At 66.0% G+C, this 17175-nt stretch carries 16 protein-coding genes and 1 pseudogene; 7 read left to right on the top strand and 10 right to left on the bottom strand.

Annotation, left to right across the window (positions count from 1 at the left end):
* Positions 1-41: 41 nt before the first annotated feature.
* Both AC5RUH_RS02505 and AC5RUH_RS02500 read right to left on the bottom strand, forming a co-directional pair.
* Complete coding sequence (locus AC5RUH_RS02505) at positions 42-1760, bottom strand: amidase (RefSeq protein WP_494024699.1); 1719 nt, start codon at positions 1758-1760, stop codon at positions 42-44.
* Complete coding sequence (locus tag AC5RUH_RS02500) at positions 1757-2803, bottom strand: agmatine deiminase family protein (protein WP_494024700.1); 1047 nt, start codon at positions 2801-2803, stop codon at positions 1757-1759. Before AC5RUH_RS02500 ends, AC5RUH_RS02505 begins: the two co-directional genes overlap by 4 nt.
* Positions 2804-2901: 98 nt before the next feature.
* Between AC5RUH_RS02500 and AC5RUH_RS02495 the strand changes: the two genes are divergently transcribed.
* Entirely contained in the window at positions 2902-3546 is a 645-nt protein-coding gene (locus AC5RUH_RS02495) for a TetR/AcrR family transcriptional regulator (protein WP_494024701.1), read from the top strand.
* Between the two features lie 131 nt (positions 3547-3677).
* Here the strand turns inward: AC5RUH_RS02495 and AC5RUH_RS02490 are convergent, their stop codons facing one another.
* The 4 genes from AC5RUH_RS02490 to AC5RUH_RS02475 form a co-directional block, all read right to left on the bottom strand.
* Positions 3678-4433, bottom strand: coding sequence for a type 1 glutamine amidotransferase (locus AC5RUH_RS02490; protein ID WP_494024702.1), 756 nt, complete (start codon positions 4431-4433; stop codon positions 3678-3680).
* A 1-nt stretch (position 4434) separates the two neighbouring features.
* The gene (locus AC5RUH_RS02485; protein ID WP_494024703.1) at positions 4435-5178 is read right to left on the bottom strand and encodes an amino acid ABC transporter ATP-binding protein; all 744 of its coding nucleotides are present in this window, start codon (positions 5176-5178) and stop codon (positions 4435-4437) included.
* Between the two features lie 2 nt (positions 5179-5180).
* Positions 5181-6212, bottom strand: a complete 1032-nt coding sequence (locus tag AC5RUH_RS02480) for an amino acid ABC transporter permease (protein WP_494024704.1) — start codon at positions 6210-6212, stop codon at positions 5181-5183.
* Between the two features lie 83 nt (positions 6213-6295).
* Positions 6296-7198 carry an ABC transporter substrate-binding protein gene (locus AC5RUH_RS02475; protein WP_494127835.1) on the bottom strand — a complete coding sequence of 301 codons (903 nt, stop codon included), beginning with the start codon at positions 7196-7198 and terminating at the stop codon, positions 6296-6298.
* Between the two features lie 111 nt (positions 7199-7309).
* On the opposite strand from AC5RUH_RS02475, the pseudogene AC5RUH_RS02470 reads away from it, so the two are divergent.
* Together AC5RUH_RS02470 and AC5RUH_RS02465 are read left to right on the top strand one after the other, a co-directional pair.
* Positions 7310-7477 (top strand): annotated as a pseudogene (locus tag AC5RUH_RS02470) (LacI family DNA-binding transcriptional regulator); the annotation flags it as partial.
* Between the two features lie 63 nt (positions 7478-7540).
* Entirely contained in the window at positions 7541-8362 is an 822-nt protein-coding gene (locus AC5RUH_RS02465) for a substrate-binding domain-containing protein (RefSeq protein WP_494127850.1), read from the top strand.
* Between the two features lie 150 nt (positions 8363-8512).
* Here AC5RUH_RS02465 and AC5RUH_RS02460 read toward each other — a convergent pair whose 3' ends face one another.
* Together AC5RUH_RS02460 and AC5RUH_RS02455 are read right to left on the bottom strand one after the other, a co-directional pair.
* Positions 8513-8917 (bottom strand): VOC family protein, encoded by a 405-nt coding sequence (locus AC5RUH_RS02460; protein ID WP_494013154.1) that lies wholly within the window; start codon positions 8915-8917, stop codon positions 8513-8515.
* Positions 8918-8926: 9 nt separating this feature from the next.
* Positions 8927-9367 (bottom strand): helix-turn-helix transcriptional regulator, encoded by a 441-nt coding sequence (locus tag AC5RUH_RS02455; RefSeq protein ID WP_494024707.1) that lies wholly within the window; start codon positions 9365-9367, stop codon positions 8927-8929.
* Between the two features lie 286 nt (positions 9368-9653).
* On the opposite strand from AC5RUH_RS02455, the gene AC5RUH_RS02450 reads away from it, so the two are divergent.
* Both AC5RUH_RS02450 and AC5RUH_RS02445 read left to right on the top strand, forming a co-directional pair.
* The gene (locus AC5RUH_RS02450; protein WP_494024708.1) at positions 9654-10850 is read left to right on the top strand and encodes a M14 family zinc carboxypeptidase; all 1197 of its coding nucleotides are present in this window, start codon (positions 9654-9656) and stop codon (positions 10848-10850) included.
* A 164-nt stretch (positions 10851-11014) separates the two neighbouring features.
* A complete protein-coding gene (locus tag AC5RUH_RS02445) occupies positions 11015-11764 on the top strand; it encodes a TMEM175 family protein (protein ID WP_494024709.1) in 750 nt (249 codons plus the stop codon).
* Positions 11765-11907: 143 nt separating this feature from the next.
* Here the strand turns inward: AC5RUH_RS02445 and AC5RUH_RS02440 are convergent, their stop codons facing one another.
* Both AC5RUH_RS02440 and AC5RUH_RS02435 read right to left on the bottom strand, forming a co-directional pair.
* Positions 11908-13581 carry a ribonuclease J gene (locus tag AC5RUH_RS02440; RefSeq protein ID WP_494002171.1) on the bottom strand — a complete coding sequence of 558 codons (1674 nt, stop codon included), beginning with the start codon at positions 13579-13581 and terminating at the stop codon, positions 11908-11910.
* A 367-nt stretch (positions 13582-13948) separates the two neighbouring features.
* The gene (locus tag AC5RUH_RS02435) at positions 13949-14560 is read right to left on the bottom strand and encodes a DUF8548 family protein (RefSeq protein ID WP_494024710.1); all 612 of its coding nucleotides are present in this window, start codon (positions 14558-14560) and stop codon (positions 13949-13951) included.
* A gap of 211 nt (positions 14561-14771) precedes the next feature.
* On the opposite strand from AC5RUH_RS02435, the gene AC5RUH_RS02430 reads away from it, so the two are divergent.
* The gene (locus AC5RUH_RS02430) at positions 14772-16004 is read left to right on the top strand and encodes an MFS transporter (protein ID WP_494024711.1); all 1233 of its coding nucleotides are present in this window, start codon (positions 14772-14774) and stop codon (positions 16002-16004) included.
* Positions 16005-16246: 242 nt separating this feature from the next.
* Entirely contained in the window at positions 16247-17158 is a 912-nt protein-coding gene (locus tag AC5RUH_RS02425) for a matrixin family metalloprotease (RefSeq protein WP_494127834.1), read from the top strand.
* Positions 17159-17175: the final 17 nt, after the last annotated feature.

The following is a 17175-nucleotide window of genomic DNA, read 5'->3' as shown; positions in this document are numbered from 1 at the left end:
TGCGCGTGTGCCGGCCCGCCCCTTGCTGGCCGGCCCGGCCGTCAGCCGAGCCGCGGGGTCCGCGGCGGCTCGGTGCGGCGGGCGCCGGTCGCCTCGAAGGCGGCCGCCACGGCCAACAGGGCGTTGTCGTCGTAGGCGCGCCCCGCGAAGGTGAGTCCCACGGGCATGCCGATGTCCGCCGTCGTGCCCATGGGCACGGTGACGGTGGGAATGCCGAGGTGGCGCGGGACGAGGTTCCCGTTGGCCACCCAGACGCCGTTGCGCCAGCCAAGGTCTGCCGAAGCCTGGTTGATGTCCATGTCCGCGGGGCCGATGTCCGCCACCGCCGGGAAGACGACGGCGTCCAGCGCGTGGTGGTCCAGCCAGGCTTCCAGGTCCACCCGGCGGGTTTCCTCGAGTCCCCGCAGCCCCTCCTCCAGATGGGGGATGTCGGTGAACGAGGCAACGCCGTGTTCGCGCACGTGCGCCGGATAGGCGGCGATGTCGTCGAAATCGTCGTAGGGGTCGGGCAGGGCTCCGGGCGGGTGCGGAAAAATCTTTGACCCGTCCACGTCGGCCAGGGTCCGGAGCGCGGGGTCCCCGTTGGCGGCGAGGAAGTCATCCCACGCCCACGCGGAGAGATCCAGGATCTCCCGCCGCAGGTACTCCGGGCTGACCAGGCCGCGGGTGCCGATCTTCGGGGCGCCGGGGCGGTCGCCCTCGTAGTTGGAGACGACCGGGAAATCGACGGGAACCACCTCGGCCCCCGCCGCCTCCAGGTCCCGGCGGGCAGCTTCCCACAGCTCGATGACGGAGGCCCGGGTCTCGATCCGCTGCCCGGTGGGACCGCCGATGCCGGGGTCCTCGCCGGTGCCGGCATCGGGGTCGGCGTTGATGTACATGCGGGGCACGCCGAACCGTTTTCCCTGCAGCGCGTCCCGTGCCTGCTGCAGTCCGCGGGGCGCCAGGGCCGGGTAGGAGTCGGTCCGGACCGACGAGGCGGCGGGGATGGGCACCCAGGGCTGCAGGCGCCAGAAGTCGCCGCGGGTTTCGGGGTCGTCCGCCACGATCACGTCCAGCACTTCCAGCAGGTCGGCCATGGTCCGGGTGTGCGGCACCACCACGTCCATGGTGGGAACCAGCGGCCAGTTGCCCCGCACCGAGATGACGCCGCGCGACGGGGTGTAGGCACACAACGCGTTGTTCGACGCCGGCGCCCTGCCGCTGGACCAGGTCTCCTCGCCGAGGCCGAAGGCGGCGAAACTTGCCGCGGTCGCGGTTCCGGAGCCGTTGGATGAGCCGGAGCCGAAGGCGGCCGTCAGGAAGTCGGCGTTGTAGGGGCTTTCGGCGCGTCCGTAGAGGCCGCGCTGCATGCCCCCGTTGGCCATCGGCGGCATGTTGGTGAGGCCCAGGAGCACCGCCCCTGCCGCGCGCAGCCGTTCGATGGCGAACGCGTCCCGCCTGGCGACCAGATGCTCGAAGGCGGGCGAGCCGGCGGCGGCGGTGAGGCCTTCGGCCATGTAACTGTCCTTGGCCGTATAGGGGATGCCGTCCAGCGGTCCCAGGGTTTCTCCGCGGGAACGCCTCCGGTCGGAAGCGCGGGCGTCCGCGAGCGCCTCGGGATTCATGACGACGACGGCGTTCAGCCGGATGCCGCCGTGGTCGTAGGCGGCGATGCGTTCCAGGTAGGCGTTCGTGAGTTCCTCGCTGGTCGCCTGCCCCGTGTGCAGCGCCTCGCGCAGCTGGGCAATCGAGGCCTCGACCACGTCGAACCGGCTCATGCTGCCGCCTTCGCGCCGAGCTTGGGTTGCTGCTGCGTGATGCAGTGGATCCCGCCGCCGCGGGCCAGTATCGGCCGCGCGTCCACCGTGACCACGCGGCGGCCGGGGTAGGCCTCGGCCAGGATTTCGGCCGCCAGCGCATCGGCGCGCTCCTCGCCGTAGCCGCAGGCGATCACGCCGCCATTGACCACCAGGTGGTTGACGTAGCTCCAGTCGACGAAACCCTCCTCGTCCTTCACGGTGTCGGGGGCGGGCAGCTCGATGATGTCGAACGGCTTGCCCGCCGCATCGACCTGGGTCTCGAAGAAGGACCGCAGGGACCGGCTGACGTCGAAGTCGGGGTGTGCGGGGTTGTTTTGCATGTGCAGCAGGATCCGTCCTGGTGCGGGAAGGGCGGCCACCATGTCTATGTGCCCGCGCGTGCCCAGGTCCTCGTAGTCACGGGTCAAGCCCCGGGGGACCCACACCGTATGCGTGGCGCCCAGCGTGCGGGCCAATTCCGCTTCCACCCGCCCCTTGTCGGCATACGGATTCCGATCGGGATCGAGCTGCACGGTTTCGGTCACCAGCACGGTGCCCTCGCCGTCAACGTGGATGGCGCCGCCTTCGTTCACCAGCAGGGAGGTGACGAGTTCGGCGCCGGCCTGCGCGGCGACAAAGCTTCCGATGCCGCGGCTCTTCTCCCACTCGGCCCAAGCCGGCGCGCCCCAGCCGTTGAAGGTCCAGTCCACCGCTCCCAGGACGTCCGGCCTTTCGTCGTCGACCACGAAGGTGGGGCCGATGTCACGCATCCAGAACTCATCCAGCGGCGCCTCGAGTCGGTCGATACCACCGTCCAGCATGCGGCCGGCGCGCTCCCGTTCCGTCGGGTCGACCACCATGGCAACGGGTTCAAACTCCGCGACGGCATGCGCGACCGCGGCCCAGGCGCCATACGCTTCCTCGACCGACGCCGCATCCCCGCCCAGCGTCAGCCCGGCCCGCGGGAACGCCATCCAGGTGCGCTCGTGGGGATCGGTTTCCGCCGGCATTCTCCAAGCCACAGAGGCCTCCGTCTCGTGAGGGAACAGGAAGGCGGTCCGACCCGCCTTGTTGATCGCATGATCAATAATGCAGCGAAGTTACTCTAGACTGTTCTGTGATGTCAAGCACACCCAAACGCACCCCGCGCAAGGCGCCCGCCGAACGCGCCGCAGAACTCGCCGAAGCGGCCCGGACCATCGGGCTCGAGCAGGGCCTTGCCGCGATCACCCTGCGCAACGTGGCGGGCAGGGCCGGTGTGGCCCCGGGCCTGGTGGCGCACTACCACCCCACCGTCGATGTCCTCGTGGCCGGCGCCTTCACCTCCATCGTGGCCGCTGAAATCGATGAGGTGTCGGCCATGGTGGCGGAGAAGCCCACGCCCCGGCAGGGCCTCGGCCTGCTGCTTGACACGCTTCTGGACGACCGCCGGCTGGATGTGACGGCGGTATGGGTGGAAGCGTGGTCCTTGGGCCGCCGGAACGAGGCGCTGGCAGTCAGCGTGCGCGCGCAGATGGACGCGTGGCAGGCGGTGATCCGGCATTTGCTCGAGGCGGGCGTTGCCGCCGGCGAATTCGCCACGCCGGACGCGGAAACCGTGGCCTGGCAGGTTCTGGGCATGATCGACGGGCTGAATGCCCAGGGGCTGGTGCGCTGGAACGGGGTCAGTGACCGGCACACCCACCTCGCCCGCGCCGTCGAAGTGATGGTCGGCGCGGCGCCGTCGTCGCTGCTGCCCCACGCGGCGCCCGTCACGGACCAATAGCGCGCGGCCGCCTTTCGGTGGGCAGGACGACGGCGGCATCAGGCTTATGCTCTTCGCGTCGGAAAGCTTGGGAAGAGTTCCTTTGCCATGGCTGCACCAGGGCACCGGCACGCGCCTCGGGAAAAGTCCGCTTAGGCCTCAACGTGCGCATGCTCGCGGACCACTTCAATCCAGCGGTCTGTGACCAGCGACCATTGTTCTCTGAGCGCGGATTCGGCTTTCATAAATCGGTCAATAATCTCCGATTCCGGGTTGATCCCCAGACCGGCCAAGATATCCCCGCTCTCGAGGCTCCACTGACTTGCCGTGCGTGCGACTGCTTCGAGGTGGAATTGCACACCCCAGGCGTTCCGACCGACACGAAATGCTTGGTTGCGGCAAACGTCGCTCGAGCACAAGGAGACAGACCCTGCCGGAAGCGTGGCCACTTCAAGCCAGTGCCATTGGAGCGCTTGGAGCGGTTTGTCAAAGCCGTAAAGCAGCGGATCCGCGGCTCCCTCGGGAGTCAATTGCATCTCCACGAGCCCGATCTCCGGCCCCGCGGCGATCGTGTCAACACGTCCACCGGCGACATGGGCGAGCAATTGCGCGCCCAGGCAGATTCCCAAGAGCGGGACCTGCGTCTCCAGGGCGTCCTTCACCAGGGCGCGCACTCCAGGCAGCCACGGGGCGGACTCGTCGTCGACGGGCCCGGGAGTACCACCGAGCACTACGATCCCGTCGCAGCCGGCGCTGGTAGCGGGCACAGAGTTCGCAGTTTCCGGTCCCACCACGGTCGTCTCCACCCCAGCCCGGGCCAGTCGTTCGCCGACCAGCGCTGCGTCGGCGCTGCGTTCGTGTTCCACGATGAGGACTTTAAGCTTGCCGCCTTCGGCGGCTTCCAACATCTCAAAGCCTCCCTGCTGCAATGATTTTTTTCAGAAATTCCTGCGTCCTGGGTTCCGCGGGGTTGCCGAAAATTTGCTCGGGTGGCCCAACCTCCAAGACCTGCCCCTCATGGAGAAAGGCCACACGGCTTGAGACTTCCCGGGCGAAAGACATCTCGTGGGTGGCCATGAGGATAGTCAGTCCGTCGTTGGCCAGATCCCGGACGATGTTCAGCACCTCGGCGACAAGTTCCGGGTCAAGGGCGGAGGTTATCTCATCGAGCAGCAGCACGTCGGGGTTCATTGCCAGCGCCCGCACGATGGCCACCCGCTGCTGCTGGCCACCCGACAGCTGGTCTGGAAAGGCCTTGGCCTTGTGATCCAATCCCACCCGCGTGAGCAGTTCATGTGCCTGCTTCTCTGCTTCCGCTCTCGCCACTCCCAACACCCGGGTTGGGGCGAGAGTGACATTGTCCAGGGCCGTCATGTGCGGGAATAGGTTGAAGCTCTGGAAGACGATGCCCACCCTGCGCCTTAAGGCATTCACGTCGATGCCCTCGCCGGACACGACGTCATTGTCCAAGTAGATTTCTCCGCCTTGGATCGTTTCCAACGCGTTTACGCAGCGGAGCAGGGTCGACTTCCCGCAACCTGAAGCGCCGATGAGGCAGACAACCTCGTGTTTTTCGACGTGAAGGTCGATGCCACGCAAGACAACGTTGTCTCCGTAAGACTTGACCACACTGTTCATTTGAAGAAAGGGCATGATTATCCTTGCAGCCTTTGTTTTCTCTCGTCCCGCTCCAACAGCCGGTCGACAAACCGGGTCTGCGGAATGGTGATCAGTATGAACAGAATCGCGACGACGGTGACCGAGGACAGGTTGAAGTAGTTGCTGGCGTACGTCTTAGCCTGAGTGAATGCGTCCACCGTCCCGATGATCGTGACGAGCGCGGTATCTTTCTGCAGCCCAATGAAGTCGTTGAGCAGCGGCGGCGACACGCGCCGGAATGCTTGCGGGACGACGACGAAACGCAGGGTCTTGCCGTAGCTGAGGCCGAGCGACCTGGCCGCCGAAACCTGCGACCAATGAATGCTCGAGATGCCGGCCCGATATACTTCCGCCACATACGCGCTGTAGGTCAAGGTCAGGGCAAAGATCGCCGCCCACATCGGACTCATATCGCTGAGCAACGGCACATTGGCCAGCGGCAGACCGAACCCGATGAGGTAGATGACGATGATCGATGGGATGGCACGGAACACGTCCACATACATCATCGCGAGCCAGCGGATAGGCCTGCCCGCCTGGCCGGGCACCATCCTCGCGATGGCAATGACCAAACCGAAAATCAGAACGAACAGCTCTGCCGTCACGGCAATAATGATGTTGTTGGTGAAGGCCTTGGCCACGTCGCCCAGGCTCTGCGCCATGAAGGAGATATCGAAGAAGGTGGACTGGACTGCGTGATCGTTCGCCAGAAGGAACAAAACGAATACGCTGACGATGCTGACCGGCATCGACGAACCGAGCGTAATCCAACCACAGTTGGCTCCCCGGAACCTTAGGCGCCGCCCCTGCACCAGGTCGCCGGCCTCCAGCGCGGCGGAACCGGCCTTGGCGAACCGGTAACCGCGCACGAGCGGGATTCCTGTCGCAAGGGCCAACGCCACGAGAGTGGCACCGACGCCAGTAAGGACGACGGTCCAGAGCCCTTCCGTCGCCGCCGCGTTCAACATCACCGCGGTGTAGGCGGTCAGGCCAAGGGCCAAAAGGAAGATGACGGTGGCTGCCAGCAAGACTGTACTTGTTGCATCGGCAGGCTTCGCGTCTTTTGCGCGCCCTGTCGGGGGCGAGGAAGTTATGGGCGGGAAAACACCCGTCATTTAAGGTCGTCCCAGACGGGGATCGTGGCCGGGTCGACCCCGTAGGCGTCGGCAAGGTAGGTAGAGCCCAACTTGTCGAGGGTTCCGTCCGCGCGGAGTTCGGCAAGGATCTCATTGACGGTGTCGACGTTGGTCGATCCCTTGGGCATCATCACTCCGTAGGATTCGTCCGTCGGGATTTGGCCTGCCACCTTCAACGCGCCACCGGACTTCGCCGCTGCGCCCAGCACGATGCTGAGATCCTGAATACCGGCATCGATCCTGCCTGCTGCGACGGCAGCCTGCTGTTCGGGATCCCCGGGGAAAACAGCCACTTCGCTCTTGGGCTTGATCACATCCGCCACCAGCATCTGACCCACCGTTCCCTGCTTTACCCCGATCCGGGAGTCGGCAAGGTTTTGTTCGTTGACGGAAGAGTCCTTCTTGACCAGCACCCCGGCTGTGGATTGGAAATAAGGTTCGGAAAATTCCATCACCTGCTTGCGCTCTTCGGTGATCGTGATCTGGTTCAGCGTCATATCGAAATCACCCGCCTTCCCTGCCACGAGACCGTCAAAGGACGTATTCCGCAGGACGATATTTTCGGCTCCAGCCCGATGTGCGATGTTCGCCAGCAAGCAGAAATCAAAGCCGCTTGCGATGCTCTCGACGGTGTCGCCGTTGTACCAGCCTGGCGACGGGAGGTCCGCCTTGACCGTGATGGTCCCCTCCTCAATCAGGTCAAGCTCGTGTGTGCCTGCCGGGCCGGACACGGCACAGTCGCCGTAGGAAGCCGGATTCCCGTCCGCGGCAGCATCGTCTGAATCGGTACCGGCGCCCCCTGCAGAGCTTCCGCAAGCCGCCAAACCAAACGCCAGTGCCACGGCACCGGAGGTAGTCACCATTTGAGAGAGTCGCATATCGTGGTCCTTTCGGCGGTGCCTAAATCGATTTAGGCAATCGCTTAGAATTGTAAGTGCAAGTGCACCGCAGGTGTCAACTACGTCACACCAGAGAGAGATCTACATCGCATGAGGGAGCGGCCAAGCAGCGGCGCTGCGGCACCGCGCGTTCGCATCAAGGACGTTGCTGCCGCTGCCGGGGTGTCCACAGCGACGGTCTCGAACGTCTACAACAAGAAGGGCGAAGTGGCCGCGTCAACGCGCACAAAGGTCCTGGCCACCGGCAAGAGGCTCGGATACCAGCCAAACCCATCAGGCCGAGCGCTGCGGATGGGGCAGACCCGGGTTTTAGGCGTCCTCGTGAGTTACCGAAATTCCCCTGTCTGGCGCTACACGTACCTGCCCTATTACCGCGGCATAATTTCCGACGCCGCCATCGAGGCAATGGACCATGGCTACTCCGTGGTCGCGGCGTCACCGAAGGCAGACGACCTCGCCGATTCCTTCCCGCTCGTAGACGGGGTCATCGTCGTCGACCCTCTGGACAACGACCCCATAGTCGCCTTCTGCGCCGAACGGGGTATTCCGCTGGTCGCCGACGGCGGCTTCGTCAGGGGCTTGGAGGGGGACCTGCAGATGGCGGTCCTGGGCAATGTGGGTCGTTCCGTGCATGACATGCTCGACCTCACGGCCCGCCAAAGCCACGCCGTGGCCGGGCGTGCCCCCACCCACATGGCGCTCTTCACCGGATCCATCATTGACCGCTACACGGCGGAAACAGAAGCGGCGTTTTCCTCCTGGTGCAAGGCACATGGAATTCAGGCGCGCATCACGGCTCTAGGACCCAGCGAAGACGCGGGACAGGCCGCCCACCGACTGCTGTCCACCGATCTGCCCGATGCGGTCTATTGCCTTAACGAGAGTTACTCCGGTGCCATCATCGCGGCCGCAGCAGTTCTGGGGGTGGGAATCCCCGGGGATGTAGTCGTCTCCTCCGCGGCGACCTCCGAGCAGGCCATCCACGACCCGAGGGTCAACTATATGGAATCTGCAGACCCCGAGGGCCCCGGGCGAAGTGCCGTCCGCCTCCTCGTCAATTTTCTGGAAACGGGAGTCCGGGAAGATGCCCATCGCGTGTTCCGGCTGCGGCCCGCGGAACAATGGACCATGCCGCACAGCTAGGCCTGCATCAGGGAAACGACTCATCAACCGGGCGCTGGCCCAGGATCGCACCGCGTCTGCCGGGAAGCCCCGTCTACCTGCCGTGGTCAAGCGGTCGACGAGGGCGGGCCGCGCACCTACGGAAGGTGAGCGGCCGCCGTCGTTCCGGGGTTACTTGTCCTGATTGATGCGGATCATGTTGCCCGAAGGGTCGCGGACGGCGCAGTCGCGCGGTCCCCACGGCTGGTCCATGGGCTCCTGCAGGACCTCTGCCCCGATGGACACCAGCCGTTCGAAGGCGGCGTCCAGGTCATCGGTGCTGAAGACCAGCATGGGCAGCACGCCCTTGACCAGCAGCTCCTGGAGCTGGTCGCCGTCGGCCTGCGAGCGCCCTGCATGGGGTGCGGAAAGCACCAGCTCCAGCCCGGGCTGGTCGGGGCTGCCCATGGTGATCCAGTGGAAGCCGTCGTTGGCGACGTCGTTGCGGACTTCCAGCCCCAGGCCGTCCCGGTAGAACGGGATGGATTCCGCCGGGTCATTGACCGTGATGTTGCAGTACTGAAGTGAAATGCTCATGCATCCAACCTACGCAGGGGCCGGGGCGGCCGCTTCTTCGATCCTGCTCGATCTCAGGTCCACGGGCCGGGTGAGCAGCTTCGCGATGCAGGGCGGCATCGCCTCGGCCGCCGGGTGCTCCCGGGCCCGATAAGCGCTGGGGGTTTCGCCCACCAGCTGGGTGAACCGGGTGCTGAACGATCCCAGCGAGGTGCTGCCCACCTCCATGCACGCGTCGGTGACGCTCGCCCCGGAGCGCAGCAGCGCCATCGCGCGCTCAATCCGGCGGGTCATCAGGTAGTTGTAGGGCGTCTCCCCGTAGGCGGCCTTGAACCGGCGCGAAAAATGCGACGGCGACATCAGCGCCTTCGCCGCCATCGTCGGCACATCGAGCGGCCGGGCAAAGTCCCGGTCGATCAGGTCCCGCGCCCGGCGCAGATGCGCCAGGTTCGCCAGCTCCTCAGGGGTCACACGTCGAGAGTATCCCCTGCCCGGATCGACGGGTAGCCGTGCGGGGCGGCAGGCGGCGCACCGCGGCTTCCCGGACCCCGGATGGCAGCCGTGGCGGGCCGTTGGACGTCGCGGCCGGCAACTACGGGGTGGCAGTCCGCGATCCGCCCCTGCACTCTGGCGCAATCCCGGGACCCACGGCTAGCGTCTCATTACCGGCAGTTCCCTCGAGCCGCCGATCCCGACAGCGCAGCCGCCTGAGCCGGCGCGCTGGCGCATGAATCGCTCAACCTTTGGAGGACATGCAGTGACGCACCAGCCCAAGAGCAGCACCAGCCACGGTTCGGCCAAGCCCCGGCGCTACCGTGGCCTGGCCGCGGCGGCGGCCCTCGCCGTCATCATTCCCTTTAGCGCCGCAACCCCTGTTCTTGCGGATGCCAACTTCCCCTCAACCGAGGGCAACACCAATACCGCCAGCATCCTGACCTATGACGACCTCGTGAAGGAACTGCGGAAGCTGGAAAAGAACAGCCGCTTCGGCGTGGACGCCTTCACGCTGGAGGAGGCCGGCACGCAGGTCAACAAGTCCGAGCAGGGCCGCGACCTCTGGGTGGCCACCGTCGGCACCGGCGCCGAGCACGTGTGGATCCAGGGCCGCATCCATGGCAACGAACCCTACGGCACCGAGTCGATCCTGTCGCTGCTGAAGGACCTGGGCACCAACGGTTCGGCGGACTATCAGCTGCTGCGCGAGAAGTTCACCTTCCACTTCATTCCGATGTACAACCCGGACGGTTCAGAGGCGAACATCCGCCATACCGTGCTCTGGGACCAGGCCGCCGATCTGCCGGAGTTCGGCGCCAACGGGCGGGAACAGCGGATTGACCTGAACCGGGACTGGACGCCCACCGGATTCGTGGCCAACGAGTCGCTGGCCTTCTATGAGTACTGGACCGACGTGAAGCCGGCCTACGGGATCGACATCCACCACCAGGGCCTGAAGAAGGAGTGGGGCACCGGCGATGATGTCACGCTGTCGTTGGGCATCTCGCTCGCCCCGGGCGGCCCGACCCTGCCGGGGATCAAAGACGGGGCCTACGACGAACTGACCCGCCAGATGCACGTCCACGTCTACGACGAACTCTCTCAGTACGGTTCCATCAACATGGACCGCTACCAGGTGGGCAACGGCCTGGAGATCGACATCAAGGGCGGCGTGGTCTCGGCGATGATGCTGGGTCTGGACTATCAGGGCATGAACCCGGAGGGCCACTCCAACCCCGTGGTCTTCTTCGAAACGTCCGGCAACACGTCCGACGGCAGCCTCGGCCAGAAGGCGAGGGGCAAGAGCGTCAGGCAGAACCTGCTCGCCATGAAGGAACTGCTGCTGGGCCTGGCCACCGGCGAAGTCCAGCAGGAGGACGCGGACCGCTGGGAGGAAATCCCGCATCAGCCGGTCACCGGCTACAACACCGACTACGCCGGGACCATCCCGGTCCCGTAGCCGGCCTTGCCAGCAGTGGCGCGGTGCCTTCCCGCGCCGTGCCACTGCGCCGCCGACGACGATGGTGCGCGCACCATCGGGCCTCGGTCCCGACCAGAGGCGGGTGCCGCCGTCGCGCCTTACGCCCATTGCATAGTGACCACGGTTTGCGCCACGCTGATCTCGTGGCACAACCCCGGGACGGCGAACCGCCGGCACACGGCGCGGGCCCCGAAAGCTCCGCGGAACATTCCGAACAGCCGGAGCGCAATTCCGCCATGTTGGCCCGGGAGTCCAGCGAGTTTGACCGGGGCATCGGCTTTTACGACGTCATCTACGGTTTCGCCATCACGCTGCTGATCACCAACCTGGATGCTCCTTCGCCGGAGGCATGGCAAGACCTCCGGTCGCTGGCAGGCTCCGGCCTGGTGCATCAGCTTGCCGGTTTCGTCCTGAGCTTCGTGGTGATCGCCGTGTTCTGGCGGATAAACCTCCGCCTGATACAACGGCTCTCGGCACTTGATTCCGCAACGACGACGGCGAACCTGGTGGCTGCCTCATTCGTCATCCTGATTCCGTTCACCACGCAGGGCATCAGCGACCCCGAGACCTCGTCCCTGGAACTGTCGACCGTGCTGTACGCTGCCAACCTTGCCCTCGCTGCCTTGGCACAGCTGGCCATCTTCGAGATCGCCCGCAGGAACCGCCTCGAGATCGAGCCGATGAACCGCAGGCAGCATCGGGCGTTCGTGCTCGATTCCCTCGTCCCGCCGCTGGTCTTCGCTTTGTCGATTCCGGTGGCCTTCGCCGCCGGCGGGACGGCGGGAAAGCTCACCTGGGCCTCGCTCATCGTGCTGGGGCCCCTTTCGGGCAGGCTCGCCGCCCGCGAAAGCCGGCGGCCAACGGCTGCTTCAACGCAGAAGGAGCGCCGGTGACCAGGAATTCCTCCACGGGCTGCCGGATCGCGCCGATTCTCCGCCCGTGAACCTGAGGTGGGAGGGCTCTTAAAGGGGGAGGGACGGACGAGCTCGTGCCCGTCCGTCCCTCCCAACTTTCTTCGCTGTGGCGCACGGGCCGGCTAGGCCTCCACGATGATGACCGTGACCACGGGCTTGCGCCGCAGCGCCCGGTCGGACCAGCGGATCAGGGCCTGCGCGATCGCCTTCTCGGCGTCCGGGCCGGTCTTGTCGCCGCGCATTTGCATCAGCGTCTTCTCCACGATGCCGGTGGCCTTCTCCAACTGCTCGACCGCCGGGGCGAAGCCGACCGGGAAGAACTCCGGGTCTTCCTCCAGCCGCCCGGTGTCCGGGTTGACGATCAGCAGCGCGGTGACTGCGCCGTCTTCGGCCAGCCGGAGCCGGTCCTGCAGGGAGGCTTCGGTGGCCGCGCCGGCCACCATGTTCTCCACATAGACGTAGTCCGCGGCGATCTGGCCGGAAACCCGGGCCACGCCGTCCTTCAGGTCGATGGTGGTGCCGTCTTCCACGATCAGCGCGCGCTTCGGGTCCACGCCCGTGCGAACGGCCAGTTCGGCATTGGCCTTCAGATGGCGGTGCTCGCCGTGGACGGGCAGCACGTTCTTCGGGCGGACCAGGTTGTAGCAGTACACCAGCTCGCCGGCCGAGGCGTGGCCGGAGACGTGCACCTTCGCGTTGCCCTTGTGCACCACGTTGGCGCCGCGCTTGGTCAGGTCGTTGATCAGCCGGTAGATGGAGGATTCGTTGCCCGGAACCAGCGAGGAGGCCAGCAGCACGGTGTCGCCCTCGGTCAGGTCGATCATGTGGTCGCCGCCGGCCATGCGGGCCAGCGCCGCCATCGGCTCGCCCTGGGAGCCGGTGCAGATCAGCACGGCCTTGGTGGGCGGCAGCTTCTCCAGTTCCTTGAAGTCCACGAGCACCCCGCGCGGGATGTTCAGGTAGCCGAGCTCGCGCGCCGTCGTCATGTTGCGCACCATGGACCGGCCCACGAAGGCGACCTTGCGGCCGTACTTGTGTGCCACGTCGATGACCTGCTGGATGCGGTGCACGTGGCTGGCGAAACTGGAGACAATCACGCGGCGCGGGGCGGTGCGCATGACCGTATCGATTGCCGGCACCAGATCGGCCTCGGCAGCGAGGAAACCGGGGACTTCGGCGTTGGTGGAATCCGGCAGGAACAGGTCCACGCCCTCGTCGCCCAGCCGCGCGAACCCGGCCAGGTCGGTGATCCGGCGGTCCAGCGGGAACTGGTCCATCTTGAAGTCGCCGGTTGCCAGCACCAGCCCGGCCCCGGTCCGGATGGCCACGGCCAGTCCGTCCGGAATGGAGTGGTTGACGGCCAGGAATTCCAGGTCGAACGGACCGAACTTCTTCCGGTCGCCCTCCTTGACCTGCACCATCTTGGCGTTCAGGCGGTGTTCCTGCAGCTTGGTCTTCACGAAGGCCAGCGTCAGCTTCGCGGAGATCACGGGGATGTCGGCGCGTTCCTTCAGCAGGTACGGCACGCCGCCAATGTGATCCTCGTGCCCGTGGGTGAGGACAATGCCGACGACGTCGTTGAGGCGTTCGCGGATGTAGGAGAAGTCGGGCAGGATCAGGTCCACGCCCGGGTGCTGCTCCTCGGGGAACAAGACGCCGCAGTCCACGATCAGCAGCTTGCCGCCGAACTCGAACACCGTCATGTTCCGGCCGATTTCGCCCAGTCCGCCCAAGGGGACTATGCGCAAGGCGTCTTTGGCGAGTTTCGGAGGAGTTTGCAACGGCTTGGTGTTCATGGATTCCGATCTATGGTGCGGTGTGTTGCCGGGCATCAACGCCCGAAGCCGGAGTTGCCGGCACTGAAGTCTTGGGTGGCCGATGCGCCCGAGGCGCTTCGACGGCCTTCCGCGCAGCGGGTGCGGACGGAAAGCATACTTCTCCCGACTTTACCACCGTTGACGCTTCGCTTCTCCAGTTCCGACCCGAGGCTACTGGCACCGCAAAGTGCTTTGTCTTGAATTTATCGTTCATCGTCATCGGGGGACCTTGGTGCCCCCGCGATGCTGGATGCAACGCCATCTGAGCAAATTCGAAAGCCGTCCTGATTTCGCGCGGATTTAGCAGTCATCCGAACTGGAGCTCAGTATCCTTCCCGTGATCGGGTCAGGCGTTCCACAGTGCAGCGTCGACATCACCGTGACGCCATTGCCTCATATCAGCAGCAGAACGAATGACTGCCTGCACGTGGTCATACTGCAGATTCGAAATGCCAGCCGACCGCATGTGGCGACGAATGCGTACATCTATTGCTGTCCCTGAATCGATCCCCGCGAGAATGTCCAAGTAGTCCACCGTTTTCGGGCCCACATGATCGACTTCACGCAGGGCTGCGCGAAGTACCTGACGTTGAGGAGCATCCGAGAGCTGAGCACGAAGATCTTCAACCGTGTCGATTCGGAATCCGTCGCTTTCAAGAACCTTGACGATTTCTTCAATCTGGGTCAGACGTTCCTGCCCCCTCCACCGAATTACACCCGAGAGCCCGCCCTGATCCAGGTGTCGGCGGAAGCCGGAAGTCGTCTCCGCATCGGGCCACGCAGCAATAAGGGCCTGCACGCGCGGTAGAACTGTGCTCTTGTACTTCTGCCGTCGCTGGAGAACAGCGTCAACCACAATCGCCCCCATATGGGACCAACCACGGGTAATTTTTGTGGATCCGGCAATTCCGTTTGAATCCATGTATGCGAGAAGCTTTTCTGCGTCCAGTGTGATCATGCCTGAATACTGCCATGCCAGTCCGTCGGTTTCGTGTACCACTTCCGTGGGAGAATTCTGCGCCCGCACGACGGCGCCTTGCACCGTAACGACCAGCGGCAGTAAGAACCGGCACCGATCACTTCGGCTAGGGTGACTGGGGATTCTCCGTTGCCGCCCACACAACCCGAAGGAGCCAGCCACGGTCCGCGCATTCGCCTCCCGGCCGGCATTGCCGTGGGTGCTTCTGGGCATCGCCATCCTGGCTTTAAGCCTGCGTGCACCGATCATCGCGCCCACCGCCGTCGTCGGGGACATCCGCGCCGACACCGGGCTGTCGGCCGCGGGCGCGGGCCTGCTCACGGGACTGCCGGTGCTGCTCTTCGCGCTAGCCACTCCCCTAGCGACACAGACGATCCGGCGCTGGGGCCCGGAAGCTACGGTGGTGCTGTGCCTGGCCGGTGTCCTGGCCGGAACCGTAATCCGATCCCTCGGCCCGGTACCGGTGGTGCTGACAGGGACGGTAATCATCGGCGCGGCGCTCACGCTCGGCAACATCGTGGTTCCGGTGCTGATTCGCCGCGACGTGCCCTGGAACCGCGTTTCCGCTGCCACCGGCGTCTACTCGGCCACGATGAACGTCGGCTCCATGGCGACCTTGCTGGGCACCGCACCGCTCGCCGCGCTCGTCGGCTGGCGGTGGGCACTGGCGGCCTGGGGCGTGTTGGCCATCCTCGGCCTCGCCTACTGGCTGCCGACGGCGCGACGGCGGCGCGCGGCTTTGGCAGCCGGGCCGGACCGCGCGTCCGGTGAAGCGCCCGCCAATACCGCCGCAGGCAAACCCGTTGGCACCGGTAGATCCGGAACGGCGTCGCTGCCGCGCCCGAAGACCGGCGGCGGGCGGCCCAATAGGTGGATCATCTGGTTGCTGACCTTGGCCTTCTGTGGCCAGTCCGCCGCCTACTACGGAACGACCACCTGGCTGCCCCTGCTGCTGTCCGAAGTCCGGGGCATGTCCATTGCCGCCTCCGGAGCCACGGCCTCGCTCTTCCAGGTGGCCGCCATTGTCGGCGCTTTCGGGGTGCCGCTCGTGGCAGCACGAACCCGGCTCTGGGTGCCGACGGCAGGCATCGCCGTCTTGTGGATGACCCTCCCCCTCGGCCTGCTCCTGGCACCCGACGCCTACATTCTCTGGTCCATCACGGGAGGGATCGCCCAGGGCGGCGGGTTCACGGCCATCTTCTCGGTCATCCCGCGCGTGGCCCGCAACGACAACGAGGCGGCCTCCGCGTCCGCCCGGATCCAGACGGGCGGATATCTGGCCGCGACCTGCGCACCGCCGGTGGCCGGATGGCTGAACACGGTGACCGGCGGCTGGACCGCTCCCCTGCTTCTTGTCCTCGCGTGCACGGTGGCGTTCGCCGCGGGCGGGCTGATGGCCGTGCGGGTGTCCGAGCGGCAGTAGGCCGCGGAATTATTCGGGCCGGCGGCCGCCCTGGAGCTGCCTCTACGCTGGTGGTTCCGCGATGATGAAACGTATAATTCTGCTGCTGTCGTCGTTCGGCGAGGCCGAATTGGGGTAGTTGGGGGAAGCAGATGCAGCACCGGGCAGAGGGATTGGCAAGGGACGCGTCCCCCGGAGCGCAAACCCGGCCCGGGCAGCCGGGCGTCAAGCGGTCACCCAGCGGGAGGATCCCGCAATGGGCGTTGGACGAGGCACTGGGAACCTCTTCCCCGCCCCGGCCCGCCGAGGGGCCCGCTGCCGGCTGGCCGACGCCGGCAAGAAAGTCCCGCCCGCGTTCCGTGCAGCGGGGTACCTCCCCGCGCCGCGCCGGCCGCCTGTCGAGCGGGCTGGCCCTCGCCTTCGTCATCGCCCTGTGCTTCGCCCCGGGCGTGTTCAGCCGACACGTCATGCCGGCGATAGCCCCCTACCTTCCCGGCGCGGACATTCCGCCCCGCGGCGTCGAAGCCGCCGACAACCCCCTGGGCCGGCCGCCCGCCGTCGCGGAGTCGGACGCCTACGAGTTGTACGCAACACCGCCGGAGTCCTCGCAGCCCTTCCTCGCCTATGACCCCTGCCGCCCCATCCACTACGTGGTCCGTCCGGACAATGCGCCGCCGGGGGGCGACACGATCATTCAGGAAGCCATCGCCGAGGTTTCCGCGGCCAGCGGACTGCAGTTCGTTTACGACGGACCCACTGACGAGGCCTTCGCCGAGGAAGGCCGCGAACGCTTTCAGCCGGAGCGGTACGGCAAGCGGTGGGCGCCGGTGCTGATCACGTGGTCGGATCCCGACGAAGTGTCCCGGCTGGCCGGAGATATAGCCGGACTCGGCGGCAGCTCCTCGGTCGGCGCACGGGGAACGCCGCACGTTCTCGTCGCCGGCCAGATCACCTTGGATGCGCCGTCGCTCCGCAACGTCCTCACATATCCCGACGGTCGGGAGCACGTGCGCGCCGTCATCATCCACGAGCTCGGCCACGTGCTGGGGCTGGCGCATGTGGATAATCCGGAGCAATTGATGTATGCCGGGGCAAACGGCGTGACTGCACTGGCCGACGGCGATCGGGCTGGCCTGGCGCTGCTGGGCACCGGTCCGTGCGTGCCGGAAGTGTAGCCCGGCGGCATAATCAG

Source organism: Arthrobacter sp. Y3223166 (genome assembly GCF_059090935.1).
Note: the sequence above shows the minus strand (reverse complement) of the source record. Positions and strands in the feature narration are given on the sequence as shown.